Genomic DNA, 26,405 nt, shown 5'->3' on the forward strand with positions numbered 1-26,405 from the left:
CATAAAGATTTTTGACACTTTTATACAATTCTTATTTCTTCAGCCGATACCTCCCTCTAAAATTTGAGAAAGTTTTTTCTGACAATTCCGCTCAAAAAAAAGAGGACATCTATCAGATGTCCTCTTTTTCTTTTAATCTTTTATTGTCTTTTCAATTCGATTGCTAAATAATGAGATTGCTCTTTCGCTTCAATATGAATATCTTCTTCCACCGCTTCTGCTGCATCACGCATAACAAGATTTTCACCATTGATTACACTACTTCCTTCAATTTGAACAAGATACAATTGACGGCCTTCTTTCACAGGAAAATGAATTTCTTTTCCTGCATCTAACGATAAAGAATATAAATTCGCATCTTGGTGAATTTGAATTGGCGCCCCGCCTTCTAATGGAGATACCATATGAAACCATTCGTTTTCACGTTTGCTCCAATCAAATTTAAACTCACCATAGTTTGGTTTATGGTCCGCACGGTCTGGTAAAATCCAAATTTGTAGTAAGCGTAGTGTTTCATTTCCTAAATTATGCTCACTATGAAATACACCTGTGCCAGCACTCATATATTGAACATGCCCTCGCTCAATTGTTCCGCAGTTCCCCATGCTATCCTCATGTGTTAAAGCACCATCTACAACGTACGAAATGATTTCCATATCGCGGTGCGGATGCATATCAAACCCAGTTTGTGCTGCTACTAGATCATCGTTAATTACACGTAATGCACCGAAGTTCATGTTATTAGGATTATAATAATTCGCAAATGAAAAATGAAAATGTGTATTTAGCCAACCGTGATTTGCTCTTCCCATATTTTTATGATCAACTTTTCTAAACATATCCTTCACCTCATATTATCTCGAATTCAAGATTTATTTTAAAATTTTTTCTCACTGTAGCTTTTTTAGTAATTGTAATAATTGATGTTGTTCTTCCACATTTAAATTTTGAAACTGCTTCGCTTGGAATGTTTCTTGAGGCGGGACGATTTCTTCATATAAAGCTTTTCCCTTTTCTGTTAACGAAATATATTTTGTAGTACCTTCTTGTTCACGACGAATCCACTCAAGCTGCTCCATTTTATTTAAAAGCTGCGTGATATTTCCCTTCGTAACAAATAGCTTATTTCCAAGCTCTTGCTGTGTTAAACGGTTGTGTCCTCCAACTTGAGCTAGTACATCAAACTGAGCGGCGGATACACTCCATTCTTTCAAATGCTGATTCGTCTCACGAATACTTTTGTTATAAAAACGTGATAACCGAAACCATAATAGTAATCCGAGTCTATCTTCTGTTTTCACTCTATCACCTCGCACATTTCATATCATTAGTTTAGAACTAAACTTTATAAAAGTCAATCGCTTATTTTTGGTAAGTAACAAAGAAAGCACAGCGCCATTTCTCCACTATGCTTTACATTAACTTTCTATTTTTATATTCATCTAACTTCCTCTCCGCGAAATTCCACGCATCTTTCTCAATCCATCTCTCTTCATATCGTTCATTTTCAACATATAAAACACCGTCCTTATGTTGCATCGCATGGCGAAATTCATGTAGTAGTGTTTTGAGCACTTGCTCATACTCTTCCCATATGCAAACAAAAATTAATTGTTTTTCTTTATGATAAAAACCACCTACTGGGAATAAAAATTCCTCTTCTTCTTCTCCTAGTGATAGAAGCACATAATTCGCATCACACGTATCACAAAAAATAACTGGCGTTTTACATACTTCAATCAGTGAAAACAAATCATCTCTAAGTCTTTTGACATCCCAAGGAAGCTCCGAATCCAACACATACCAATTCTCCACCTGTTGATATACATTTTGAAACTGGAGTTCCATTTTTCTATAATCCCCTTTCCAAACTCCCTTTTCCTATATGTATGCCACAATATGTAAAATATTAAACATATCCTTCCCTAACAAATAACAAGCCGTTATTAATTCCTCGCAAAAAAAGGAATCTATTTAACTATAGATTCCTTTACGATCATGCTATATAAAATGCGATTTTACACATCAATTGTTAAAAACTTATTTAGTCTTCGTATCCCACTTAAAGATTTTATTTAAAAATTTATATACACTCTTTGACTCTTTCGTCAAAAGTGGACCTAAGATGGATAGTATAAGCACGTATAGTGCTGAGAATGGTTTCAATACTGACATTAAACCACCGGCGATGCCGATATTGGCCATAATGATGGAGAACTCTCCTCTTGAAACGATTGTTAATCCAATATTTGTTGACGCTTTATGAGATAATCCAGCTTGTCGTCCTGCAATCATCCCTGCTACAAAGTTTCCGATGATTGTAATAAGGACGGCACCTAACGTTAACCATATCGCTCCGCCTAATGAAAACGGATCAATACTTAATCCGAAACTAAAGAAGAAAATAGCTCCGAAGAAATCTCTAAATGGAACAACAAGATGTTCAATTCTGTCACTATGCTCTGTCTCAGAGAAAACCAATCCTAAAAGAAGTGCTCCGATTGCTTCGGCAACGTGAATTGTTTCCGAGAAACCTGCAATAAAGAATAACGAAGCAAATACTACAATAATAAAAATTTCATCTGAACTAATATTGAGCAATCTATTTAATAACGGTGTCGCCTTCCTAGCCACGATAAAGAATAGAAGCATATAACCTAAAGCAATTCCAATTGAAGTAAGGGCACCTAAGAAGGAAGCGTGATCACCTAGAACTAAGCCAGAAACAACTGATAAATACACAGCAAGGAATATATCTTCAAACATAATGATTCCTAAAATTAATTCGGTCTCATTATTACCAGTTCTTCTTAAATCCACTAACACTTTTGCAACGATAGCACTAGAAGAAATCGTAATAATCCCCGCAATAATTAAGATTTCTAGTAAAGGAAACCCCATTATAAACCCGTATAATAATCCAAGTGAAAAGTTAATTAAAATATAGATCGTTCCGCCAATCGCAATAGAACGTCCAGATTTAATTAGTTTTTTCATCGAAAACTCTAGTCCTAGATAGAACAGAAGGAACAGAACGCCAATCCGTCCAAGGAAGGAAATGACACTTGCACTTTCAATAAACTTGAGATCGATAACACCTATTGTCGGCGCGTGCGGCCCTACTAACATCCCAAGAACGATTAGAAAAGGAATTACTGAGAATTTAAACTTTCCAGCAATGACTGCCGCAATTGCAACTAATACTAACGCTGTACCAACTTCAAAAATTAAAGTATCCATCTAGTCAGTCCCCCTATTCGAAAGTAACTCATTAATAATTTTTTTAATTTCTTCTCTCTCACCAGAAACTACAAGCATATCGCCTTCTTCAATTACCGTTTCTGGACCTGGATTAAATAGCTTTTTCATATTCTTTTTCATAACTGCAATGATCGTTACGCTATATGTTTTTCTTATCTCAAGATCACCGATTGTTTTTCCGATTGCTGGAGCTGCATTCTCCACTTTAAACCACTCAATCGCTAAACCTTCAAAGACCATCTCAACATTTTCTAATGCTCTAGGCTTATATACCATTCCACCTAATATTGCTGCAATTTGTCTTGCCTCTGAGTCACGCAATGAAATACTTGAGATGCTTTCTTCATGGTCTGAATCAAAGTGGTACATTTCTCTACGTCCATCATCATGAATGACAATCACCATTTTTTCGTTCCCTTTCGTAACAACTTGAAACTTATAACCAATACCCGGAAGTTCACTTTCTCTAATATTCATGTTTAGTTCCTCCTCAATAATTTTTTATTTGAATTTTCTGTTTTTCTGTCTTTTTTTCATGCATTCAGGATATTTGTGATTTGGAAATCTTTTATCGTAATAATAAGCGGCTCCTAAACAGATACTTAAAAATGTAATAACAAAAATACATTACTCCTCATTTGCAAACTTTGAAGGCTTATTTTCAATAAAGATTCTTCTTTCAAATTATCTCCTCTTTCTCGCTTTACATTTAGTTTTTTTAAATGTAAATAATTCTAAAAATATTACGATGTAACATAATCATAACACATAATACGTTTAAGTAACATGATTTTTTAGAAAAATTGATTCTCGTATATTTTTTGCATATAATTTTCTTATTACGGAAAAAAGGAAGTGTATTATATGGTTGATATCTTTAGCAGATTCCTTGAGGTAACGAATAATATTTTATGGTCATATATTCTTATTGCAATGCTAATCGGCTTCGGTCTTTATTTCTCTTTTAAATTAAAATTTGTCCAAATTACTCATCTCGGTGAGATGGTCAGTTTAATTAGTAAAGGATTTAATCGAAAAGAAAAAAAGAAAGATAGCATCTCCCCATTCCAAGCATTTTGCTTAAGTGCAGCAGCACGTATCGGTATCGGAAACTTAGCTGGTGTAGCATTAGCCATTTCCATGGGTGGACCTGGCGCAATATTTTGGATGTGGTTTATCGCAATTCTTGGAGCAGCTACTAGTTTCGTAGAATGTACGCTCGCGCAAATTTATAAAGTAAAAGATGGAAGCAGGTTCCGTGGTGGACCAGCATATTACATGGAAAAAGGGTTAAACAAACGCTGGATGGGTGTTTGGTTCTCACTTCTTATTACAGTTGCGTACGGATTGATTTTCAATTCTGTACAAGCAAACACAGTAACAATTGCATTTGAAAATGCTTTCGGATTAGAGCGAACGATCGTAGGAGCTCTATTAGCTTTATTAGTTGCAGTTATTATTTTTGGTGGTATAAAAAGTATTTCACGTATTACAGAAATGATTGTTCCTCCAATGGCAATTATTTATATTGGTGTGGCAATTTTTGTCGTTATTAACAACTTCACTATGTTACCAAGCATTTTTATGGAAATATTTAATGGTGCATTCGGTTTAGACCAAGCCATCGCTGGTGGTATTGGAGCAGCAATCAAGTTCGGAATTCAGCGCGGGCTATTCGCAACAGAAGCAGGTATGGGTAGCTCTCCTAACGCAGCAGCAACATCAGATGTATCTCACCCTGTAAAACAAGGACTTGTTCAAGCATTAGGAGTTTTCGTAGACACATTCTTAGTATGTACATCAACAGCATTTATCGTATTATGTTCTGGACTTTACAAAGGAACAAACTTACAAGGTATTGAATTAACACAGCAAGCATTAAGTTCACAAATCGGACCGTGGGCAAGCACTTTCTTAGCGATTATTATTTTCCTATTCGCTTTCAGTTCTTTACTAGGAAACTACTATTATGGTGAAACAAATATCGCATTCATTAAAGAAAGCAAAACATGGTTAATGATCTATCGCATCGCAGTTGTCGGAATGGTGTTCTTCGGATCAATCGCTGCCCTTCAAACAGTTTGGAGCTTAGCTGATTTATTCATGGGACTAATGGTATTCACAAACTTAATTGCCATCTCATTCCTAAGCAAATTTGCTTATGCAGCATTAGTAGACTATTTGAAGCAAAAGAAACAAGGAAAAGATCCTGTTTTCGTTGCAAGCTCTATCCCTGGCTTACAGAATACAGAATGCTGGGATGGACAGAACGTAGAAGAAAAACACAAGGCTGTGTAATAATTAAAAGCGGAAGCGGCTCGTCCAGAATCGCAGGACACTTTAAGCTCTCGACCTTGAAGCGCTTTTTGCTTCGAGCGAGAGAGCGAAATGACCGGAGATTCTAGCCGCTGGAGCTGGATATCATTAAAAGCGTATGCGGCTCGTTTAGAACAAAAACTATATATAAAAACAAAATCCCTATTACTTCACCGTAATAGGGATTTTTATTTACAACAGTTCATAATTTGTTCAAATTAATTCCAGCAAAAGGGTTGATTTATACAAATTACTAGATTATAATAATTATAAATTAGTAATTGATATAACATAACAACTCAAAAGGAGATTGATCATAATGAACAAACAAGTAATCGAAGTATTAAACAAACAAGTAGCAGACTGGAGCGTTTTATTCACAAAACTACACAACTTCCATTGGTACGTAAAAGGACCTCAATTCTTCACATTACATGAGAAATTCGAAGAACTATACACAGAATCAGCTACTCACATCGATGAAATTGCAGAACGTATTTTAGCAATTGGTGGTAAACCAGTAGCAACAATGAAAGAATACCTAGAAATCTCTACTATTCAAGAAGCAGCATACGGAGAAACTGCAGAAGGAATGGTTGAAGCAATCATGAAAGACTACGAAATGATGCTAGTCGAACTGAAAAAAGGCATGGAAATTGCTCAAAACTCTGATGACGAAATGACATCTGACCTACTACTAGGCATCTACACAGAACTAGAAAAACACGCTTGGATGCTACGTGCTTTCTTGAATCAATAATAGATTTAAAAGCGGAGGTGACTTGCTCAGAACAGGAGGGCATTGGAGCTCCTGACGAAGAGGCGCTTTTTGCCTCACAGGAAGGCGCGAAATGACCGACTGTTCTAGTCACCGGAGCTGGATAGATTAAAAGCGGAAGCGGCTCGTTTAGAACAGAAGGGTGTTGGAACTCCTGATTACGAGGCGCTTTTTGCCTCGAATGAAGGAGTGAAACAACCGACTGTTCTAGCCGCTGGAGCTGGATATTATTAAAAGCGGAAGCGGCTCGTCCAGAGTCGCTTTTTTTCTATGGAGCGGTCGCACATGTTGGTACATGAAATTATATCAACGATTTTTCAAATATATCGACGATAACTCACAATATATCAACGATTTTTTCATTATATCGACGATTCGACATAGGATATCGACTTACCGACAAATCACGACAATATTAGCAACCCTCTCCTCTACTTTTATCAATATATTACAATCTCTTTTATGTTAAAATATAGGAAACACCCTTTAATAAAATAGATCCAAAAAAGCTTTTCCATATTCATCATTTACTACTTAAATGGCGGGAGTGGTTCAGTTGAAAGACTACTTAATTAGAGCATTTTTTGCGTTAATAACAGTTGGGATTCTCTTACTTATAGCTAATATTTTCAATATACGTGTCGAGGTTAAAGACTATGCTTTCCTCGTTGTTGTAGCAATTGGTGGCGGCTGGGGTGGCTGGTACCTGTATAAAAAACAAAGTAATCAAAGTGATAAAGGCATTCCAAAGTAATACGGAATGCCTTCTTTTATTGCCGTCTATAGTAAATAATAAAATTCAAACCGCTAATACAACCAATCGCAATAAACATGTTAGAACTCTGTACATCCCCAGCTAGATCATACTCATCAACGATAAACCCAGTCATAAACAACGTGATCGCTGAAACACCTATACACAATATCGAAATAAACCAAAGCGAAAATTCATTAATTAGCTCTTTCTTCTGTGTTGAAACAATTAGCATAACAAGTATAGATGCTGCTAAAATACTTTTAAAAATCGGCCTTAAAAATACGAACTCCTCCATCTATTTCTCCTTTTCTCAAAACAGCATATCTAAACATTAACATATTTAACCAAATTAAAAACACATGCCTTTTCAAGATACAGTGAAACTTTAATCAGTGGGGGTTTTCTTCATCCCCCACTGATTATCAGCCCTCACCAATCGGACTTTTATGGGCAGTTGATCCCCCACCTAACTTCTTTGCTTTCGCTGAATTTTGAGGTGGGGGTCTTACTGCCCATTAAAGCGGGATAAAATGACATGTGTTTCCAATAATATCTATAAAATTGTATTATGATAGCTGCTTCCACTTCGTTCCTAAAACGGGGCGCTCGTAATTTTGGATTGCATGAATTAGTTTATCTGCCGTCTCAGCTGAAACGATCAACTCTTTATTCGATGGATTCATAAACCCTTCTTCTGCTGCACGTTCAACCATTTGCAAAATTGGTCCGTAAAAGTCTTTTATGTTCAATAAACCAACCGGCTTATTATGTATACCAATTTGCGACCAACATACTACTTCAAATAGCTCTTCAAACGTTCCGTATCCGCCTGGCAGTGCAATAAAAGCATCCGCAAGCTCTGCCATTTTTGCTTTACGTTCGTGCATCGTTTCTACTTCAATTAGTTCTGTTAACCCTGTATGTACAATTTCTCCTCGGAATAAACCGCGCGGCATAACACCTGTTACACGCCCGCCTAAACGAAGAACTTCATTTGCTACTTCTCCCATTAATCCAACGCAAGAACCACCGTATACAAGCTCATAATCGTTTTCAACAAACATTTTCCCTAACGCTATTGCCTGCTCTTTAAATTCTGGTCTCTCCCCTAAATTGGAACCTGCAAACACACAAATCTTTCTCATTCCTACACCCCGAAACTATATATTGTTATGATACAATGAATATTGTACAACATATTGAAGGGGTGAGGAAGAAATGGATATCGTCGCATTTCAAAGATGGGTGGAGGAATTTTACGAAAAACGAAGCTGGTCACAGTATAATTCCTTTATTCGCTTAAATTTCTTAACAGAGGAAGTTGGGGAAGTTTCACGCGTTGTTCGCGCAATCGAAATCGGCCGTGATCGTCCTGACGAAAAAGTGAAAACAGAAGAAGAGCTAAAACAAGAACTAAAAGAAGAACTTGGTGATGTACTATCCAACCTTATTATTCTTTCACAAAAATATGATTTAGATTTACAAGACATTATGGAGGCTCACGTCACAAAGCTTTCGAAAAGGTTCGAGACATCAAAATGAGAATATTATCAATTATGGTATAATATTCTTGTCACAATACTAAGGGGGATTTTATGTTATCTAAAAAATTGCACGACGCATTAAACGATCAAATGAACTTTGAATTTTACTCTGCCCATGCTTATATGGCGATGGCTGCTTACTGTACATCTGAGAGCTATGATGGATTCGCTAACTTTTTCCTTGTACAAGCTGAAGAAGAACGTTTCCACGCAATGAAGCTTTACAACTACATTAACGACCGCGGTGAGCGCGCTATTGTTACTGGATTTGATAATCCGAATAACGAATATGAATCTGTACTGAACGCTTTTGAAGTGGCACTTGAGCACGAGCGTGAAGTAACGAAACGCATTTACAACTTATCTGATATCGCTTGGGATGAGCGTGAACACGCAACAATTACATTCTTAAAATGGTTCGTCGATGAGCAAGTTGAAGAAGAAGCTTCATTCGATAGCATCATCCAAAAATTAAAACGTATTACAAGCGATTCAAACGCATTATTTATGCTAGATGCTGAATTAGAGAAGCGTACGTTTACACCTCCAGCTGAGTAGTATTTTAATCACCTTAATGAATGTATTAAGGTGATTTTTTTATTTCTTCTCTCAGCTTAATCAACTTTGCCAAATCCTTCTTATAAAGCCCTGAAACCTTTTCAACAAAGTCACTATGAGTAAACGTCCCATCCCCTTCTTCTACTATGCTTAAATACCCATGTATGAATTTCAAAAACGCTCTAGCATCTTCTCCAGTTAATTGATTAATGTTCTCTATAATCTCATCAAACTCCCTTAAACTATCCGCTTCTTTCACCCTAATTCCCCCTCTCTGCATTATTTATCATACCAAAATAAAAAAGTCGTTCATCCCTCTAGGCGAGAGATAAACGACTTCGTTTGTTTTATTAAAGCATAACCCCAACGATAATCGCTGATAATATACTTACTAACGTTGCACCGTATACAAGTTTTAATCCGAATGATGATACAACGTTTGCTTGTTTGCCATCGATACTCTTCGTTGCACCTGCGATAATTCCGATAGATGAGAAGTTCGCAAATGATACAAGGAAGATAGATAAAATACCTACTGTACGAGTTGATAAATCACCAGCTACTTTTCCTAGATCAAGCATTGCAACGAATTCGTTCGTTACTAATTTCGTTGCCATAATTTGTCCTGCTTGTAGCATCTCTGATGTTGGAATACCCATTACGAATGCCAATGGTGAGAAAACGTATCCTAAAATGCTTTGGAATGTGATTCCGAAAATCGAATCGAATACACCATTAATTGCTGTAATTAATGCTACGAAACCGATTAACATCGCCGCTACTGTTACAGCGATAGAGAAACCAAGCATAATATATTCGCCTAACATTTCAAAGAATGTTTGTTTTTTATCTTCTTGTAATTCTAAAATATCATCTTCTTCTTTTACTTCATATGGATTAATGATATGAACGATAATGAATCCGCTAAATAAGTTTAGTACCAGTGCTGTTACTACATATTTTGGATCAATCATTTTCATATAAGAGCCGACGATTGACATCGATACTGTTGACATGGAAGATGCACAAAGTGTGTATAAACGATTTTTCGGTAATTTGCTTAGTTGATCTTTTACTGTAATAAATACTTCACCTTGACCAACGATTGCAGCTGCTACTGCATTATATGATTCTAGTTTTCCTAAACCGTTAATTTTGCTTAATAGGAAACCGACTGCACGAATGATAATCGGTAATACTTTAATGTGTTGCAGAATCCCAATTAGTACTGCTAAGAAAATAATTGGTAATAATACTGTTAAGAAGAATGGTGCTTGTCCATCATTTGCTAGACCACCAAATACGAAATTAACCCCTGCTTCCGCAAATTTTAAAATAGCGCCAAACCCATCTGCAATCCCTTTTACTAATACAAATCCGACCTTTGTATTTAGTAAGAAATACGCAAGTACCAATTGAATGACTAGCATAAGTGCAATTGGTTTATATTTAATTTTCTTACGATCTGAACTGATAAGGAACCCTAGTACAAATACTACAAGTAAACCGACTAGAAACATTACGATTTTCATATGTGAATCCTCCACTTCTCCCACGAGTTATCGGTCGTATAACGTATAACGAATGACGTCTGACCATTGATGTTAAAAAAATTTAAAACCCCTAAATACTATTCAACTGTTATCTAAAATCAGTAAGCGTTTACATAAATTGCAATTTATAAAAGGTAGCTTCTTCTCTCCTACCATACTTGAAAGTCTGAAATTGATACCACCTACAAATCAAATTGTAAGCGTTATCTAACCAGAATGCAATATAAATTTTAAAAGATTTTTATATGTTAATATATTCCTAAATAATTGGTTTTTTCATGCAAATTTACCATAAAAAATAGCCCTAGCTATGAGCTAGGACCCTCTTTTTTTATAACATAACACCAACGATAATCGCTGATAGAATACTTACTAATGTCGCACCGTATACAAGGCGTAGACCGAATGATGATACAACATTTGATTGGTTTTCATCGATACCTTTCGTTGCACCTGCGATAATTCCGATTGATGAGAAGTTCGCAAATGATACAAGGAATACAGAAAGAATACCAACTGTACGAGCTGATAAATCGCCAGCTACTTTTCCAAGATCAAGCATCGCAACAAACTCGTTTGATACTAATTTTGTTGCCATAATTTGTCCCGCTGTTACCATCTCTGCTTGCGGGATACCCATTACGAATGCTAATGGTGAGAAAATGTATCCTAAAATAGCTTGGAATGTAATTCCGAACATTGAGTCAAACAAGCTATTAATTGCTGTAATTAACGCTACGAAACCAAGTAACATTGCCGCTACTGTGATCGCGATTGTGAAACCAAGCATAATATATTCACTTAGCATTTCAAAGAATGACTGTTTTTTCTTATTTTCTAATTTCAGTGTATCTTCTTCTTCTGTAATATCGTACGGGTTAATAATATGAATAATAATGAAACCACTAAATAAATTTAATACAAGTGCTGTTACTACATATTTCGGTTCGATCATTTTCATATAAGAACCAACGATTGACATTGATACTGTCGACATGGAAGATGCACATAATGTATATAAACGATGTTTTGGGATTTTACTTAATTGATCTTTTACCGTAATAAATACTTCCGCTTGTCCAACAATGGCAGCTGCTACTGCGTTATAGGATTCTAGTTTTCCTAGACCATTTACTTTACTTAACAACGTACCAATAGCACGAATAAATATCGGTAAAATTTTAAAGTGTTGCAGAATTCCGATTAAAACGGCAAAGAATACGATTGGTAATAACGCTGTTAAGAAGAATGAAACCTCTCCTTTATTAACAAGACCGCCAAATACGAAAACGATTCCAGCTTCCGCATATCCAAGAAGCGCGCCAAATCCATCTGAAATTCCTTTTACTAAAATATAACCAACTTGCGTATTTAATAAGAAATAACTTAACACTAGCTGAATAACAAGCATGATTGCGATTGGTTTATACTTAATCTTCTTTCGATCGGCACTTATAAGAAAACCGAGTACGAATACAACGAGCAATCCTACAAGAAACATAACAAACTTCATTAATAAAATCCTCCATTTAACTCTTCATTAACGTTGAACGTCTGACCATTCAAAATAAGAAATAATCCGAACTTTCCATTTCTCCTCCAAAACCTTCAATCGGATAGAAAAGATCATAAAACCTCTTGTTTCAAAGGCATTTTCCATTCTAACATAAATCGCAACTCATATCCGCACTTTTCTTTAAAAAATTACATTTTATTATAAACCATACATGAATGTTCGTCTTTTACCTTGTAAAGTAAACTTTAATCAGCCCTCACAAATAGCAGGATAAAACAAAAAATGAGCATCAAGTTTCACTTGATGCTCACCTCATTATACTGCTTTTTCTTTATCAGCTACTGCTGGCTTGTCCCAGCACTCTGTATTGTTCAAACCTGGAATAGACTCCGCATAGAACACTGGATCTTTTCCTTGTTTCTTTTGCTTAACGTAATCTGATAATGCCGCGAAAGCATACTTAGAAAGGAATACGATCGCCACTAAGTTAATAACAGCCATAATTCCCATGAATAAATCTGCTAAATCCCAAACGATTTGAATTGTTGCTACAGATCCTAACATAACCATACCAAGTACCGCAATTCGATAAACATTTAGTAACACTTTACTTCCATTTAAGAATTCAATATTTGTTTCACCATAGTAGTAGTTACCTACTAATGAACTAAATGCAAACAAGAAGATTGCCACTGCTACAAATATAGAAGCCCACGGTCCGATATGTTGACTTAATGCTTGTTGCGTTAATTGAATTCCGTTTAAATCAGCCGCTCCAGGCACATCTGATAATAAAATAATAAATGCTGTACAACTACAAATTAATAATGTATCTGTAAATACCCCTAAAGTTTGAATGAAACCTTGTTTAACTGGGTGCGTTACGTTTGCAGTCGCAGCTGCGTTCGGCGCACTACCCATACCAGCTTCATTTGAGAATAATCCACGTTTTACCCCTAGTAAAATCGCAGCTCCTAATCCCCCGCCTACTACTTCTTTAATTCCAAATGCATGTAAGAAAATCTCTTTAAATACATACGGAATTGCCGTAATGTTTGTTACAACAACGAATAATGCCACTGCTACATATATAATTGCCATTACTGGAACAATCATTTCAACCGCACGCGCAATACGTTTTACTCCGCCGAAGATAATAATTGCCAGTAAACCAGCCATAAATAGACCTACAAACTTACCATCTGTGTTAAATGCTCCATCAAAAGCTGCCGCTACTGTGTTTGACTGCACGGCATTGAAAATTAATCCGAAACTAACTGTTATTAGAACAGAGAAGACAACCCCTAGCCAGCGTTTCTTTAAACCCTTTTCCATATAATACGCTGGGCCACCACGGAATGCATTCCCATCTTTTACTTTATAAATTTGCGCTAATGTGCTCTCTACAAATGCAGAAGCACCCCCAATTACCGCAATTAACCACATCCAAAATACTGCTCCTGGTCCACCTGCTGAAATTGCAATAGCTACACCAGCTAAGTTACCAGTACCTACACGAGAAGCTGTACTCATACAAAAAGCTTGGAACGATGATACACCGCTCTTCTCTTTTTGTGCTTTCCTCGTTTTCGAACTTGCCCCATCCCCAAGCAATCGAATCATTTCACCGAAGTAACGAATTTGGACAAATTTCACACGAAATGAAAAGTAAAGTCCTAACCCAATTAACATCGCGATAATGATATATGACCAAAGGACATTATTTATATCCCCAATTACATTAGTTAAAAAATCCATAATTGCATTGCCCCCTCTTCTTCACAATAAGAAGATTATATTCTAAAAACTTTAAACAATCAACAATTTTCGACAAAAAGATGTTAGATTTTCTAACATGTAATTGTTACCATATGTAACATGCTCGTTTTTTCTATACTAAAACGAGGAAAATAGCACAAGCATCCCTACACCTATTCAACTGATTATTTCTATACTGAAAATAGCACGAAAAACAAACCGAATTACAACAAAAAAGATGAGTATCGAATTCAGCTCGATACTCATCTTTTCATCATACTGCTTTTTCTTTATCCGTTACAACCGGCTTATCCCAACACTCTGTATTCGTTAAACCTGAAATAGAATCTGCACTGAACACCGGATCTTTTCCTTGTTTCTTTTGTCTTACATAGTCCGCCAAGGCAGCGTATGCGAATCGCCCAAGAAGTGTAATCGCAATTAAGTTTGTCATTACCATAAGACCCATAAATAAATCTGCCATATTCCATACAACTTGAAGTGTCGCAACAGAACCGAATAACACCATTGAAACTACCGCAATACGGTAAATTGTTAACCACGTTTTACTTTGTTTAATAAATTCAATATTCGTTTCACCATAATAGTAGTTTCCTAAAAGTGAACTAAACGCAAATAAGAAAATAATAACTGCCAAGAAACTGCTTGCCCACGGACCAATTTGTGAACTTAATGCATTTTGCGTTAACTCAATACCTTCTAAATTTGTTGCTTTGTATGCACCAGAACATAGTACGATAAATGCTGTTGATGTACATACTAAAAATGTATCTACTAATACTCCAATTGTTTGAATAAATCCTTGTTTTGCTGGATGCGTTACATCTGCTGTTGCTGCAGCGTTCGGCGCACTACCCATACCTGCTTCGTTCGCAAATAAGCCACGCTGAATACCAAACTTCATTGCAGCACCGATACCGCCACCTACAGCTGAATCTAAACCGAATGCCCCTTTAAAGATTTCTGTAAACACGTCCGGTATTAAATAATAATTTTTAATAACAACGAAAATAGCTACCGCAATATAAATAAGCGCCATTGGCGGAACAATCATTTCAGACATACGCGCGATGCTTTTCACACCACCGAAAATAATAACTGCAACTAATGCAGCTAATGCAATTCCAACAATATAGCGCTCTAAACCAAATGCATTTTCAAACGCTAATGTTACTGTATTCGCTTGTACTGAGTTAAAAATTAAACCGTAACTAATTGTAATAAGGATAGAGAACCAAATTCCCATCCAACGTTTATTTAAACCTTTTTCCATATAATAAGCAGGACCACCACGGAAGCCACTGCCATCTTTTACTTTATAAATTTGTGCAAGCGTACTTTCTACGAAGCTTGAAGATGCACCGATAATCGCAATCACCCACATCCAAAATACCGCTCCAGGTCCTCCCATAGAAATAGCTAACGCTACGCCAGCTAAGTTCCCGATACCAATACGAGCCGCTGAACTCATACAAAATGCTTGGAACGAAGATACACTACCTTTTTTACGCGTCTTCCCAGTTAATCCATCACTCATTAATCGAACCATTTCCCCTAAATGAGTAATTTGTACGAATTTCAATTTAATAGAAAAATAAAGACCTAAACCAATTAACATTGCAATAAGAATATATGACCAAAGAATTGTATTCGTTGATGAAACGAATTGCTCTAACATATTCATACAATTAACCCCTCCTTTTATTCATAAAATGAATTATATTTAAAAAATATTCAAAAATCAACATTTTTCGACAATTTACGATTTCCAAATGTTAGAGGTTTATAAAGCAACAATATTTTTATGACTCTCTTCTCTCCAACTGTACATACTAAAACAAAAAAATAAATCTACAAACAACCCCATTGACAAAAATGATAACCTGTAACTATAATGATTACATCAGGTTGTAACAAACCTAATTACAATACATTCATTTAATTTCAGATATACACTTAACAAAACATTTTGGAGGGATTTATTATGAAAATCGGAATCATCGGAGCAACTGGCAAAGCAGGAAGTCGTATTTTAAAAGAAGCATTAGATCGCGGACATGAAGTAACTGCAATCGTAAGAAACGCTGCAAAAATTACAGAAGAAAACGTAAAAGTTTTAGAGAAAGATGTATTCACTCTTACATCTAACGACTTGCAAGCATTTGACGTAGTTGTAAATGCATTCGGCGCTCCAGCAGGCGAAGAACACCTTCACATAGATGCAGGAAATGTACTAATTGAAGCGATGAAAGGTGCACCAAATACAAAATTACTTGTAGTTGGCGGAGCTGGAAGCTTATTTGTAGACGAAGAGAAAACAACACGTGTATTTGATACACCAGGCTTCCCGAAAGAATACCTTGCAACAGCTCAAAACCAAGGTAAAAACCTAGAAATCTTGCAACAAACAAATGACATCACTTGGACATTCATCAGCCCTTCTGCACTATTCGCATTAGGAAAACGCACTGGTTCTTATACAGCTGGTAAAGACAATCTTCTTGTGAACGCAAAAGGTGATAGCTACGTAAGTTATGAAGACTTCGCAGTCGCAGCACTTGATGAAGTTGAAAATCCAAAACACGTAAACGAACGCTTCACAGTAGTTTCTGAAGCTGAATAATAGAAAAAGCTCGTAAAACGTTATGTTTTACGAGCTTTTTCTATTATTGTACTTGTTCTAAACCATTTGGAGTAATCTTGAAGGAAATTTCTTTAAACTTTTTCTTATCTCCTTTTCCAACGAACTCACTCTTTTTATACCAGCTTAAACGATCTGATTCTGCATGATACACTTTCACTACATCTCCATATTGGAATGAAGTTCCATTTACTTGCTCAGCAAAATTCTTTGAAGTCTCTTGCCCTTCTGCTGTCACATGTTTTTTCTCTTTTCTTTCTCCATCATACAACGTAATTCCCATGTATAGCTCATTTTTAAAGTAGCTATGAATTTGTTCATTCGTATGTGTGACATGTAATTTCTTCTCTTCATGATTAAACGTTACAATTGAACGAACACTATTACTTAGCCCCTGATACACTAGACTGTCTCCATATGTTACTTCTACCGGCACTTCTGTCACTTGCTTATTCCCAAAACGATCTTTCGTTTCTACTTTTACTGTTTGTTTTCCGATTTTTGATGTATCTAGTTTTTCTACAAAACCGATTACTTCTCCATCTTTTACTTCAACAAAGTTTTTCGCATCTAATGTTTCACTATTTGTTCCGATTACTACTTTTTGCGGTTTTGCTTTCACTTCTTGCAAAGCTCCTATTCTCTCAAAACCTTGCTCTGTAATCTTAAAGAACACTTCATTCACACCGTACTTTGTGTCTATTAGTTCATTCTTTTTATATACTTTAAAGCGATCGAATTCCGCCTGATATACTTTTACTACGTCACCATATTCATATGACATTCCATTAAATTGCTCTGCAAATGCTTTTGTATTTTCCGTTCCCTCTAGTATCATTTGCTTCTTTTCTTTACCTTCTTGGTCATATACAGTTAACCCCATATACTTCTCATTTATAAAATGAGAATGAGTCGGGCCTTCTGTACCTATTGTATTTAATTTCTTTTCTTCATGATTTAATGTGACAACCGATTTGATATTACTTCCGTTATAACCTGTACCAAAGAACATAATGCTATCTCCATAAATCACTTCTAATGGTACTTCTGTCACTTGCTTATTTCCAAAACGATCTTTCGTTTCTACTTTTACTGTTCGTTCGCCGATTTTTGATGTATTTGGCTTTTCTACAAAACCAACAATTTCTCCGTCTTTCACTTCAACAAAGTTTTTTACATCTAATGTTGCAGCATCTGTTCCGATTACTACTTTTTGTGGTACTGCTTTTACTTTTTGTAGGGCTTCCATTCTTTCAAATCCCTGTTCTGTTACCTTGAAAAGTAATTCTTTTTCTACTTTCTCCTTACCTTGACCGACAAAGTTATTGTTTTGGTACCAATTAAAGCGATCTGATTCTGCGTGATACACTTTAACAACATCACCGTACTCGAACGCTAACCCATTAATCGATTTTGCGAATTCTTCCGCATTTTCAACACCTTTTACAGTTGCTTTCTTTTTCTCATTTCCTTCTTGATCTAATAATGTAAATTCAAAATATGTCTCTTCTTTAAAATAATAATGCGCTTGATTTGGATCAGCTGTCGCACTAAATTTTTTCTGATCATGTTGCATCGTTACAACCGATTTAATATCCGTACCATGCTTAAGTCCTTTAAATACTAAACTATCTCCATAAATTACTTCTAACGGCACTTCTGTCACTCTCTTATTTCCAAAACGATCTTTCGTTTCTACCTTTACTGTTTGCTCACCGATTTTTTTTGTATCTGGTTTCTCTACAAAACCAATTACTTCTCCACCTTTTACTTCAACAAAGTTTTTTACATCTAATGTTGCAGCATCTGTTCCGATTACTACTTTTTGTGGCACTGCTTTTACTTCTTGTAAAGTATCCATTCTCTCAAAACCTTTTTCTGTCACTTTGAAGAATAGTTCTTTTACTCCCTCTTCCTCCCCTTGACCAGTAAGGTTATTATTTTGATACCATTTCAAACGAGTTGGTTCCGCATGGAATACTTTCACTACATCTCCATACTCAAACTGCATACCATTCACTTGTTCCGCAAAGTTCTTTGAAGTTTCTTGCCCTTCTGCTGTTACATGTTTTTTCTCTTTTCCTTCTCCACCATATAACGTGATTCCCATGTAACGCTCTTTATTAAAATACTGATGAATTGGTCTATCCATATCAGTCGCATGTAATTGTTTCTTTTCATGTTCTAACGTTACAACCGAAGCGATTTCATCGTTGTATCCTACATATGCGATACTATCTCCATAAATCACTTCTAATGGTACTTCTGTCACTTGCTTATTTCCAAAACGGTCTTTCGTTTCTATTTTTACTGTTTGCTTTCCGACTTTTGATGTAGTTGGTTTTTCTACAAAGCCCATTACTTCTCCATCTTTTACTTCAACAAAGTTTTTCGCTTCTAGCTTTTCTACTTCTGTTCCGACTACTACTTGTTGTGGTTTTGCTGTTACTTCTTGCAAGGACTCTAATCTTTCAAATCCGTTCTCAGTAATTTTGAAGAATAGTTCCTTTATTTCTTTATTTTTCCCTTCTCCCGCATATACGTCTTTTTGGTACCAATGTAAGCGAGAAGATTCTGCATGGTATACTTTCACCACATCTCCGTACTCAAATGAAAGTCCATTTACTTCCTTAGCAAAAGCTTTCGTATTCTCCAAGCCTTTTACCGCTACATTTTTCTTCTCTTTTCCTTCTTTATCGTACAGTGTGAACTCAAAATACTTTTCATCTTTAAAGTAATCGTGAATTAAATTCTTTGTATCTGTTGCACTAAATTTTTTCGCACCATGATGTAGGGTTACGGTTGACTTCAAGTCTCCCTCACCGGTATAGTTCAATCCATATACAAGTAGGCTATCACCATATCCAACATTCACTGCAACTGGAATGAAATTCTTATTTCCTTTTCCATCTACAATTTCTACTTTTACAGTTTTTTCTCCAACTTCAGGCTTATCTTGCATAATCACACCTGTTGTCTTTACACCTTCTCCTAAATTCTGTACAAGTTCCTTTGCTTTTTTCTCATCATATGTAGTACCGATTACTACATTTTGTATTTTTTCATTATTTGGCTCGCCATATGGAATTTCATATAACTCAATTTGTTTTTCACGAATTGGATTGCTATCTGTAGATAACCAAATTTCTTTTTCTAATTTTGGTAAATTTAATTTTTCAATCTTTTCTCTCGTAGCATCATTTGCAATTAATCCCCATTTATCAAAGAAAGGAATTAAATTTTGTCCCGCCACTTTTGACGTCATATAAATAAACATCTGCTTTTTCTCTTCATCAGATTTAGGCAGTTCTGTATCATGTAACAAACGATACATTTGATGTAAATTCGGATAGAATTGATCCCCATAAGCTAAATGTAACTGCCAAAACATAACTAATTTCTCAAATACATTCATCTTCTCTTGTGCATCCGGTTTACCTAAATAAGCAAATGCAGCTTCATAGCGTCCCTCTTGTTCTAACCTTGTTTTGTGCCCGAATGTAGTTTGAACTGCCAAAGAATAAATATTAACTGTTACTTCTCCAAGTCCATCCCATAACCAAGTGTTCTGTTGATGTTGATGTCCCACTTCATGCCAAGGTCCCCAGCCATCATTAGTTAACTCTTCTAGATTTAGTACTGACTCTAAATTCCCTTTACTATAAGCTGTTCGATAATACGTCGCATACATATAATTGTCCGTATACCAGTCTTCAACAAAATGAATGGAATGTTTACCTTGATTCGCAACACCCACACCATCTTTTGATAATCCTGATATTTTATGCTCAATGTTAATTATTTCATCATGTTTCTTTAATAACGCAGCTGGATCTTCTTGTTTTAAATGCTCCGCTACAGTCTCAGGATGCATAGTTAGTAAACTATTTTCTCCTTTCATTTCGATTGCATATGGATTCGGTGATTCCTTCAACATACGTTTCCAATCTTCTGTCGTATGTTTACCTAAAATAAATAAAGGATTTGGTGTACCACCTTTTTTCACCTTAGCCACTACTTCTCCTGTGTTGTGATAATTATAAAAGTATAATAGTCCTCCATTTGGAGAAGAAATTTTATTCTCACCAGGATTTAAATTGAATTGTTTAGGTTCTTCTTTTTCATAAGAATATGTACCAATATAAGCTTTAATCTGTTGAGTCCCTTCTACTTGAATAACTACTTCTTCACCTGGCTTTACATAAACGCCCGTTGGTTCATAAGGAGAAAAACTCATTCGCCGCTGATGCAACTCACGCATCCCTTCTACATCACCTTTTGGCAGCAATTGATACACTCGCTCTTCTTGCTGTTTATCCTTATCTTCAATCGTCATCTCTGCATACACCTTAGGCAATTCAAATCCATATGGCGTTAATAACGTAGCTAAACAAACACCAGCTACTAATACCCTACTCGTCTTTTTCTTCGACATAATCTGTGTCCCCTATTCCTTTATTTAGAGAAACTATCCTATATATTCATTTAATAAGACATCCTATTATTTTCATAAAAACATTTAATGAATAGACTAACACCTCGCGCACCTGTATCAATTACTACCGCATCCCTCTCAATGTATTCGCTTTCTTACATTATAAAATTTTTATGCACTGTATCCTCCTCACTTCCCTCTACTTGTGATGAGTTCTCTCTACATAAAAAGAGAATAGTAAAAGATATATTTCAGTATTGTCATCTATACATCTAAAGTTGTAAATAACAAATAGAATCTTACATTTTCTTCATATATGACCATCTATAGGTAGTTTTTCCAAATGAATTTTACACGCTTTCTACTTTATTTGATAGCCTTTTCAATTAGAATAATGTTACAATTCCGTGAATACAATCCATTAATTGTAACGTTTGAATTTTAATATACTTATATTATTTCTAAATAAAACTACGACTGTATAAACAGTGCTTCTATCCTACATATAACTTTTCTAATATAATTTTACCATTCATATAAAAAAGCACTGGCACACGCCAATGCTTTTTCGTTATCTCTTTTGATTCGGTTTGTGCGGTTCATTTGGAGTATGTGGTTTATTATTATCATGACCATTTGTTGTTTTCCAACTTACCGATAATTCCGGACTTGTTTTTTCTTCACTTCGCTCAAGTAATACGACTGCATTTTGAATTGTCGGTGTACCTTTATGTGCAATCCCTTGTAGCTTCGTTAATTTCCCTATTACTTTAAAGCTAAATCCACCAGCTGGTGTTTGTTTCGGAATTAAGATACGGAACTTTTCTCCTACATTAAATTCCGTTTTCGCTTCGCCCTTTTCATTTACGAATTTCACGCCCGCCGGTGCACCTGTTGCTTGCACTTTATACGTTCCGCTTTTCGCATTTGTTTCTACTGTATATAAACCTGTTTCAAAGAAATCATTTTTCAATACTGCTTGTTGTTCTTCTGACGGTACGACACTCATCGTAATTTCTTGTAATTCTTCACTAGCATTTGCTTTTGCAACGATGTCTTTCGTTACTTTTTCTACATTTTTATTACGGAACTCTAAATCGTTAATATCAATTTGCTTTAACGCATCCCATACTGCAAGCTGCGTTGCATAATGTGCATCTCTCCAATCAGAAACACCTAATTCTTGTGGGCTCTTTTGTGGGTATCCATTTAATAGTACACGATACACATTAATATCCACTTTTCCCATTTCGGGTAAATCTTGACCACTCGGAGATTTCAAATCTACATTTAAGCAAAAGGCAATTTTACCATCTGCTGTTTTAATAAGCTCTGTTCGAATTGGTTTCTTCTTTGATTTACTATAACTCCAGTCCATCTGATACTTTGTATGATCCATAACTTCCGCGAATGCTTTTTGCAGCGGAAATAACACAAATAAAACACTTAAAAAAACAGCTATTAGCTTGAACGATCGTTTTATATTCATGTTTACAACCCCTTATGAAATAACAAATTTACTACTGTTTATTATTTAGTTAGAAGTTTTTTTTATGCATAAGCAAAACAAAAAAGAGCGCAAACTGTTTTGCACTCTTCCTCTCCACTATAAGTTTAGAAATCAAAGTTATCAGGGTCTGGACCAACGCGGTGATTTTCATTTAACGCATCGATTTTCTCCATATCTTCTTTCGTTAATTCGAAATTAAATATATCTGCATTTGCAATGATTCGATGTTCTTTCGTTGACTTCGGAATTGTTACAACTTCATTTTGAAGATCCCAACGTAAAATGATTTGAGCTGTCGTTTTCCCATGCTTATCAGCAATTTCTTGCAATGTTTCGTTATCTAACAATTGACCTTGCATAAGTGGTGACCATGCTTCCATTTGAATACCTTGCTCTTTACAGAACGATTGTAATTCTTTTTGTGTTAAACGAGGGTGATATTCCACTTGGTTAATCATCGGCTTCATTTCTGCACCTGCCAGTACGTCTTTTAGGTGATGGATTTGGAAGTTACTTACGCCAATTGCACGTACGCGTTCTTCTTTATAAAGTGTTTCTAACGCTCTCCACGTATCTTTGTATTTCCCTTCCACAGGCCAATGAACAAGATATAAATCTAAATAATCTAGCTCTAATTTTTTTAAGCTTTCTTCATATGCAGCAAGTGTCGTTTCATATCCTTGATCTGCATTCCACACTTTTGAAGTAATGAATAAATCTTCTCTTGAAATTCCAGCTACTTCGATACCAGCCCGAATCCCTTCTCCAACTGCTTTTTCATTTCCATAAATCGCAGCTGTATCGATACTGCGGTATCCTGCTTTAATCGCCGATTTCACAGCCTCTACCAGTTCCGGTCCATCTTCTACTTTAAATACACCTAAACCGAACCAAGGCATTTCTACACCGTTATGCAATGTTGTTGTACTTTGTAAATGTTTCATTATATTATCTCTCCCTTATTTCACTTGATCTCTTTTTTCTAATGTCATACTCCACGCCGTTAACATAACAGCCCCTGCTACCATAATTCCGCCTACCCAAGCTGTATGAATTAATCCTAACGAGTTTGTTACAATACCGCCCAAATAAGCACCAAGAGCAATTCCTGCGTTAAATGCTGCAATGTTAATCGCGGATGCTACATCAACAGCGCTAGGTACAAATCGTTCAGCCAATATAACGACATACACTTGTAGCCCTGGAACATTCATAAATGCGAATAGTCCCATGAAAATAATTGTGATGAGTCCAGCAACTTTAAACGGTGCTGTAAATGTTAAAACAAATAATACAATTGCTTGAATAAAGAACATGTAAAATAATGCTCGAATCGGATTATGATTTGATAATTTTCCGCCGACCATATTCCCAATCGCAATTGCAATTCCGTACACTAACAAAATAATCGTGACGGTACTTGCTTTAAATCCTGTTACTTCTTGTAATAACGGAGATAAATACGTAAATGTTACGAATGTCCCCCCGTACCCTAATGCAGTAATGATAAATACAAGTAATAGTCTTCCATTCGTAATCAGCTTATATTGATCGCGAAATGATACAGACGTACCTTTTTTTAAGTTAGAAGGAATTAGCATACTGTTGGCGATTAAAGCAACAATCCCAATTGCCACAATTACCATAAACGAAGCTCTCCAGCCAAATTGTTGACCGATAAACGTTCCAATTGGTACACCTGTAATGGTCGCAACGGTTAAACCAGTAAACATAAATGCAATTGCACTCGCACGTTTATTCTCTGGTACAAGCGCAGCCGCAATTGTGGATCCGATCGACATAAAAACGCCGTGCGCAAACGCAGATACAACCCTTGCGATAAGCAACACAGTGAAACTTGTTGCCACTGCCGCAATTCCATTACCAATAATGAAAATAATCATAATCCACATTAATAACGTCTTTCGCGACATACTAGCTGTTAATGACGTTAATACTGGAGCACCAAATGCTACTCCTAACGCATATAAAGAAACGGTTAAACCCGCTGTTGTAACAGAAACATGTAGATCCTCTGAAATAGATGGTAATAAACCGACACTAATAAATTCGGTTGTACCAATTCCAAACGCACTAATTGCTAGTGCTAATAAAGCAAACATACTTCTTCGATTCGTCTGTACTGCCGAAGAAGGTACTGTATATGAATTCAATTGAACTCCTCCTTAATGCAAGAAATCCAATCATAATAGTATGATAAAAAGGCCTTTTTATCTTCTACAAACATAACTTTACTGCTCATATATGCTATTATGAATGGCTTCACTCTTTTTTTGAAGAACGCACTTTAAAGTACGATAGGTACCAAAAAGTAACATAGGCACTTTTTAGTACCGTACTACTCATTTCCCTCTTACGTATGCTATTATGGAACATATTCAACATGATAAAAAGTACGTACTTTAAAGTGCTATAGGTACTTTTTAGTAACATTTAAATTATTTAGCTTCTTTTGTTGGAGAACTGAAATCTACATTCATCAAAGGAGATTTTTATATGAAGAAATATAATATTCCCGTTGAAGCGACTTTAGAGGTTATCGGCGGAAAATGGAAAGTCGTTATTCTTTGCCACTTAACGAAAGGGACAAAGAGAACGAGTGAATTAAAACGTCTTATGCCTGGTATTACACAAAAGATGTTAACACAGCAATTACGCGAGTTAGAAGAAGATGGAGTTATTCAAAGAAAGGTATACAACCAAGTCCCACCGAAAGTAGAATATTCCCTTACAGACTACGGCTGGTCTTTAGAATCCATCCTTGATTCTCTTTGTACTTGGGGCGAATGCCATCTTGAAAAAAGGGGTAATACATCGATGCTAATTACAGAAGGTGAACAATAAAAAAAGGAAAAAATGAACATAAATTTGTCCATTTTTTCCTTTTTTTATTTATATATACGTACATTTCTTACCTTATCAAAATAATTTATGCGCTTTCATGCCTTGTCAGTACTACGTTATACGCTCAATATCAAATAATTAGGAATCATTTTTATGTTAACATAGGTGTATATAGTATATAATATAGGATATATATTATATACACTTTCCGATAAAGGAACTTTCCATTATGCGGACAAGCCATGTATCGGACAGTTCATAAATAATAGGTAGGACTTTATGGTTTTGGATTTATGATTTCAGCTTACTTGCTGGCATAAATTTAAAGGCATTTTATTGTGCTTTGTGAAACTTTGTATAAAGTTTCGCAAGCGTTTACTATCTTACCTATAAAAAATAAGAGTATTGCTATCGTAAAGGAGAATTGGAGATGCCAGAAACTATGACTCAAACAAAGCCAGAACAAGAAACTGTACAAATTTCTGCTAGCCAAGGACAACTTGATGTACTTGATCAGTTGTTAAAACCTGAGGTACAAGAATCATTAACTACACTAGTAGAACAGCTTCCAAAATTAACTGAGCTTGTTAATATTTTAACTAAATCTTATGACTTCGCTCAAACTGTTGCTACTGATGAAGTATTAAAAAGCGACACTGTTAGTGCAATCACAGAGCTTGTAGAACCTGTAAAAGATACAGTAAAAGGCATGGCTGCAACTGCTATCGAAGCGAAAGATCGTGCTGACGAAAGCAACGAAGTTATCGGCCTGTTCGGTCTATTAAAATTACTAAAAGACCCACAAGCACAAAAAATGTTCCGCTTTGTGAACGCATACCTTCAAATTAGTGCAGAACGTAACAATAAATAATTTAACTTATAACAACAATTA

24 protein-coding genes and 1 pseudogene are annotated in these 26,405 nt (G+C 35.7%); 8 read left to right on the plus strand and 17 right to left on the minus strand.

What is annotated here, in order from left to right; translation table 11 throughout:
* Positions 1 to 140: 140 nt before the first annotated feature.
* From ACTFOB_RS12625 to ACTFOB_RS12650, 6 genes and pseudogenes are all read right to left on the minus strand, one after another.
* Positions 141 to 839 carry a pirin family protein gene (locus ACTFOB_RS12625; RefSeq protein WP_440026230.1) on the minus strand — a complete coding sequence of 233 codons (699 nt, stop codon included), beginning with the start codon at positions 837 to 839 and terminating at the stop codon, positions 141 to 143.
* Positions 840 to 890: 51 nt separating this feature from the next.
* Entirely contained in the window at positions 891 to 1,301 is a 411-nt protein-coding gene (locus ACTFOB_RS12630) for a MarR family winged helix-turn-helix transcriptional regulator (RefSeq protein ID WP_440026233.1), read from the minus strand.
* A 112-nt stretch (positions 1,302 to 1,413) separates the two neighbouring features.
* Positions 1,414 to 1,848: a DUF3920 family protein gene (locus ACTFOB_RS12635; protein ID WP_440026234.1), complete on the minus strand. Its 435-nt coding sequence runs from the start codon at positions 1,846 to 1,848 to the stop codon at positions 1,414 to 1,416.
* 192 nt (positions 1,849 to 2,040) lie between these two features.
* A complete protein-coding gene (locus ACTFOB_RS12640; protein ID WP_440026236.1) occupies positions 2,041 to 3,240 on the minus strand; it encodes a cation:proton antiporter in 1,200 nt (399 codons plus the stop codon).
* Complete coding sequence (locus ACTFOB_RS12645) at positions 3,241 to 3,738, minus strand: cation:proton antiporter regulatory subunit (RefSeq protein WP_440026238.1); 498 nt, start codon at positions 3,736 to 3,738, stop codon at positions 3,241 to 3,243.
* 24 nt (positions 3,739 to 3,762) lie between these two features.
* Positions 3,763 to 3,944: pseudogene (locus tag ACTFOB_RS12650) on the minus strand (hypothetical protein).
* 181 nt (positions 3,945 to 4,125) lie between these two features.
* Between ACTFOB_RS12650 and ACTFOB_RS12655 the strand changes: the two are divergent.
* From ACTFOB_RS12655 to ACTFOB_RS12665, 3 genes are all read left to right on the plus strand, one after another.
* A complete protein-coding gene (locus ACTFOB_RS12655) occupies positions 4,126 to 5,559 on the plus strand; it encodes an alanine/glycine:cation symporter family protein (RefSeq protein WP_440026239.1) in 1,434 nt (477 codons plus the stop codon).
* A gap of 337 nt (positions 5,560 to 5,896) precedes the next feature.
* Entirely contained in the window at positions 5,897 to 6,337 is a 441-nt protein-coding gene (locus ACTFOB_RS12660) for a Dps family protein (RefSeq protein ID WP_001041892.1), read from the plus strand.
* 574 nt (positions 6,338 to 6,911) lie between these two features.
* Positions 6,912 to 7,109: a hypothetical protein gene (locus ACTFOB_RS12665; RefSeq protein WP_000656314.1), complete on the plus strand. Its 198-nt coding sequence runs from the start codon at positions 6,912 to 6,914 to the stop codon at positions 7,107 to 7,109.
* A gap of 16 nt (positions 7,110 to 7,125) precedes the next feature.
* On the opposite strand, the gene ACTFOB_RS12670 is transcribed toward ACTFOB_RS12665, so the two are convergent.
* A complete protein-coding gene (locus tag ACTFOB_RS12670; RefSeq protein WP_440026241.1) occupies positions 7,126 to 7,407 on the minus strand; it encodes a hypothetical protein in 282 nt (93 codons plus the stop codon).
* A gap of 271 nt (positions 7,408 to 7,678) precedes the next feature.
* Positions 7,679 to 8,242 carry a TIGR00730 family Rossman fold protein gene (locus ACTFOB_RS12675; RefSeq protein ID WP_175879143.1) on the minus strand — a complete coding sequence of 188 codons (564 nt, stop codon included), beginning with the start codon at positions 8,240 to 8,242 and terminating at the stop codon, positions 7,679 to 7,681.
* 88 nt (positions 8,243 to 8,330) lie between these two features.
* Between ACTFOB_RS12675 and ACTFOB_RS12680 the strand changes: the two genes are divergently transcribed.
* Together ACTFOB_RS12680 and ACTFOB_RS12685 are read left to right on the plus strand one after the other, a co-directional pair.
* Positions 8,331 to 8,654 (plus strand): MazG nucleotide pyrophosphohydrolase domain-containing protein, encoded by a 324-nt coding sequence (locus tag ACTFOB_RS12680; protein ID WP_048528217.1) that lies wholly within the window; start codon positions 8,331 to 8,333, stop codon positions 8,652 to 8,654.
* Positions 8,655 to 8,707: 53 nt separating this feature from the next.
* Positions 8,708 to 9,214 carry a ferritin gene (locus tag ACTFOB_RS12685; protein ID WP_061678977.1) on the plus strand — a complete coding sequence of 169 codons (507 nt, stop codon included), beginning with the start codon at positions 8,708 to 8,710 and terminating at the stop codon, positions 9,212 to 9,214.
* Between the two features lie 25 nt (positions 9,215 to 9,239).
* On the opposite strand, the gene ACTFOB_RS12690 is transcribed toward ACTFOB_RS12685, so the two are convergent.
* The 5 genes from ACTFOB_RS12690 to ACTFOB_RS12710 all read right to left on the minus strand — a co-directional run bounded on the left by ACTFOB_RS12690 (position 9,240) and on the right by ACTFOB_RS12710 (position 15,746).
* On the minus strand, positions 9,240 to 9,473 hold the full coding sequence (locus ACTFOB_RS12690; RefSeq protein ID WP_440026243.1) for a hypothetical protein: 234 nt from the start codon (positions 9,471 to 9,473) through the stop codon (positions 9,240 to 9,242).
* 91 nt (positions 9,474 to 9,564) lie between these two features.
* On the minus strand, positions 9,565 to 10,746 hold the full coding sequence (locus tag ACTFOB_RS12695; RefSeq protein ID WP_061678975.1) for a NupC/NupG family nucleoside CNT transporter: 1,182 nt from the start codon (positions 10,744 to 10,746) through the stop codon (positions 9,565 to 9,567).
* Positions 10,747 to 11,098: 352 nt separating this feature from the next.
* Complete coding sequence (locus tag ACTFOB_RS12700) at positions 11,099 to 12,280, minus strand: NupC/NupG family nucleoside CNT transporter (protein WP_016085638.1); 1,182 nt, start codon at positions 12,278 to 12,280, stop codon at positions 11,099 to 11,101.
* A gap of 318 nt (positions 12,281 to 12,598) precedes the next feature.
* Positions 12,599 to 14,041, minus strand: coding sequence for an alanine/glycine:cation symporter family protein (locus ACTFOB_RS12705; RefSeq protein WP_440026246.1), 1,443 nt, complete (start codon positions 14,039 to 14,041; stop codon positions 12,599 to 12,601).
* A 274-nt stretch (positions 14,042 to 14,315) separates the two neighbouring features.
* Positions 14,316 to 15,746, minus strand: a complete 1,431-nt coding sequence (locus tag ACTFOB_RS12710) for an alanine/glycine:cation symporter family protein (RefSeq protein WP_440026248.1) — start codon at positions 15,744 to 15,746, stop codon at positions 14,316 to 14,318.
* Positions 15,747 to 16,046: 300 nt separating this feature from the next.
* Between ACTFOB_RS12710 and ACTFOB_RS12715 the strand changes: the two genes are divergently transcribed.
* Positions 16,047 to 16,685 carry an NAD(P)-dependent oxidoreductase gene (locus ACTFOB_RS12715; protein ID WP_440026250.1) on the plus strand — a complete coding sequence of 213 codons (639 nt, stop codon included), beginning with the start codon at positions 16,047 to 16,049 and terminating at the stop codon, positions 16,683 to 16,685.
* Positions 16,686 to 16,728: 43 nt separating this feature from the next.
* On the opposite strand, the gene ACTFOB_RS12720 is transcribed toward ACTFOB_RS12715, so the two are convergent.
* The 4 genes from ACTFOB_RS12720 to ACTFOB_RS12735 form a co-directional block, all read right to left on the minus strand.
* Complete coding sequence (locus tag ACTFOB_RS12720) at positions 16,729 to 21,138, minus strand: putative mucin/carbohydrate-binding domain-containing protein (protein ID WP_440026252.1); 4,410 nt, start codon at positions 21,136 to 21,138, stop codon at positions 16,729 to 16,731.
* Positions 21,139 to 21,709: 571 nt separating this feature from the next.
* Positions 21,710 to 22,627, minus strand: a complete 918-nt coding sequence (locus ACTFOB_RS12725) for a thioester domain-containing protein (protein ID WP_440026254.1) — start codon at positions 22,625 to 22,627, stop codon at positions 21,710 to 21,712.
* A gap of 125 nt (positions 22,628 to 22,752) precedes the next feature.
* Entirely contained in the window at positions 22,753 to 23,595 is an 843-nt protein-coding gene (locus ACTFOB_RS12730) for an aldo/keto reductase (protein ID WP_440026398.1), read from the minus strand.
* Between the two features lie 12 nt (positions 23,596 to 23,607).
* Positions 23,608 to 24,771, minus strand: a complete 1,164-nt coding sequence (locus tag ACTFOB_RS12735; RefSeq protein WP_440026400.1) for an MFS transporter — start codon at positions 24,769 to 24,771, stop codon at positions 23,608 to 23,610.
* 394 nt (positions 24,772 to 25,165) lie between these two features.
* Between ACTFOB_RS12735 and ACTFOB_RS12740 the strand changes: the two genes are divergently transcribed.
* Together ACTFOB_RS12740 and ACTFOB_RS12745 are read left to right on the plus strand one after the other, a co-directional pair.
* The gene (locus tag ACTFOB_RS12740; protein ID WP_440026256.1) at positions 25,166 to 25,513 is read left to right on the plus strand and encodes a winged helix-turn-helix transcriptional regulator; all 348 of its coding nucleotides are present in this window, start codon (positions 25,166 to 25,168) and stop codon (positions 25,511 to 25,513) included.
* Between the two features lie 430 nt (positions 25,514 to 25,943).
* The gene (locus tag ACTFOB_RS12745) at positions 25,944 to 26,384 is read left to right on the plus strand and encodes a DUF1641 domain-containing protein (RefSeq protein ID WP_001115312.1); all 441 of its coding nucleotides are present in this window, start codon (positions 25,944 to 25,946) and stop codon (positions 26,382 to 26,384) included.
* Positions 26,385 to 26,405: the final 21 nt, after the last annotated feature.

The organism is Bacillus cereus group sp. MYBK79-1, assembly GCF_051915365.1.
Lineage (GTDB): Bacteria > Bacillota > Bacilli > Bacillales > Bacillaceae_G > Bacillus_A.

Bases quoted from the DNA above. Each gene is read 5' to 3' on its own strand.
- ACTFOB_RS12625 (WP_440026230.1), bottom strand. From the start codon at position 839: ATGTTTAGAAAAGTTGATCATAAAAATATGGGAAGAGCAAATCACGGT.
- ACTFOB_RS12635 (WP_440026234.1), bottom strand. From the start codon at position 1,848: ATGGAACTCCAGTTTCAAAATGTATATCAACAGGTGGAGAATTGGTAT.
- ACTFOB_RS12640 (WP_440026236.1), bottom strand. From the start codon at position 3,240: ATGGATACTTTAATTTTTGAAGTTGGTACAGCGTTAGTATTAGTTGCA.
- ACTFOB_RS12645 (WP_440026238.1), bottom strand. From the start codon at position 3,738: ATGAATATTAGAGAAAGTGAACTTCCGGGTATTGGTTATAAGTTTCAA.
- ACTFOB_RS12655 (WP_440026239.1), top strand. From the start codon at position 4,126: ATGGTTGATATCTTTAGCAGATTCCTTGAGGTAACGAATAATATTTTA.
- ACTFOB_RS12660 (WP_001041892.1), top strand. From the start codon at position 5,897: ATGAACAAACAAGTAATCGAAGTATTAAACAAACAAGTAGCAGACTGG.
- ACTFOB_RS12670 (WP_440026241.1), bottom strand. From the start codon at position 7,407: ATGGAGGAGTTCGTATTTTTAAGGCCGATTTTTAAAAGTATTTTAGCA.
- ACTFOB_RS12680 (WP_048528217.1), top strand. From the start codon at position 8,331: ATGGATATCGTCGCATTTCAAAGATGGGTGGAGGAATTTTACGAAAAA.
- ACTFOB_RS12685 (WP_061678977.1), top strand. From the start codon at position 8,708: ATGTTATCTAAAAAATTGCACGACGCATTAAACGATCAAATGAACTTT.
- ACTFOB_RS12695 (WP_061678975.1), bottom strand. From the start codon at position 10,746: ATGAAAATCGTAATGTTTCTAGTCGGTTTACTTGTAGTATTTGTACTA.
- ACTFOB_RS12700 (WP_016085638.1), bottom strand. From the start codon at position 12,280: ATGAAGTTTGTTATGTTTCTTGTAGGATTGCTCGTTGTATTCGTACTC.
- ACTFOB_RS12705 (WP_440026246.1), bottom strand. From the start codon at position 14,041: ATGGATTTTTTAACTAATGTAATTGGGGATATAAATAATGTCCTTTGG.
- ACTFOB_RS12710 (WP_440026248.1), bottom strand. From the start codon at position 15,746: ATGAATATGTTAGAGCAATTCGTTTCATCAACGAATACAATTCTTTGG.
- ACTFOB_RS12715 (WP_440026250.1), top strand. From the start codon at position 16,047: ATGAAAATCGGAATCATCGGAGCAACTGGCAAAGCAGGAAGTCGTATT.
- ACTFOB_RS12720 (WP_440026252.1), bottom strand. From the start codon at position 21,138: ATGTCGAAGAAAAAGACGAGTAGGGTATTAGTAGCTGGTGTTTGTTTA.
- ACTFOB_RS12725 (WP_440026254.1), bottom strand. From the start codon at position 22,627: ATGAATATAAAACGATCGTTCAAGCTAATAGCTGTTTTTTTAAGTGTT.
- ACTFOB_RS12735 (WP_440026400.1), bottom strand. From the start codon at position 24,771: ATGTTTGCTTTATTAGCACTAGCAATTAGTGCGTTTGGAATTGGTACA.
- ACTFOB_RS12740 (WP_440026256.1), top strand. From the start codon at position 25,166: ATGAAGAAATATAATATTCCCGTTGAAGCGACTTTAGAGGTTATCGGC.
- ACTFOB_RS12745 (WP_001115312.1), top strand. From the start codon at position 25,944: ATGCCAGAAACTATGACTCAAACAAAGCCAGAACAAGAAACTGTACAA.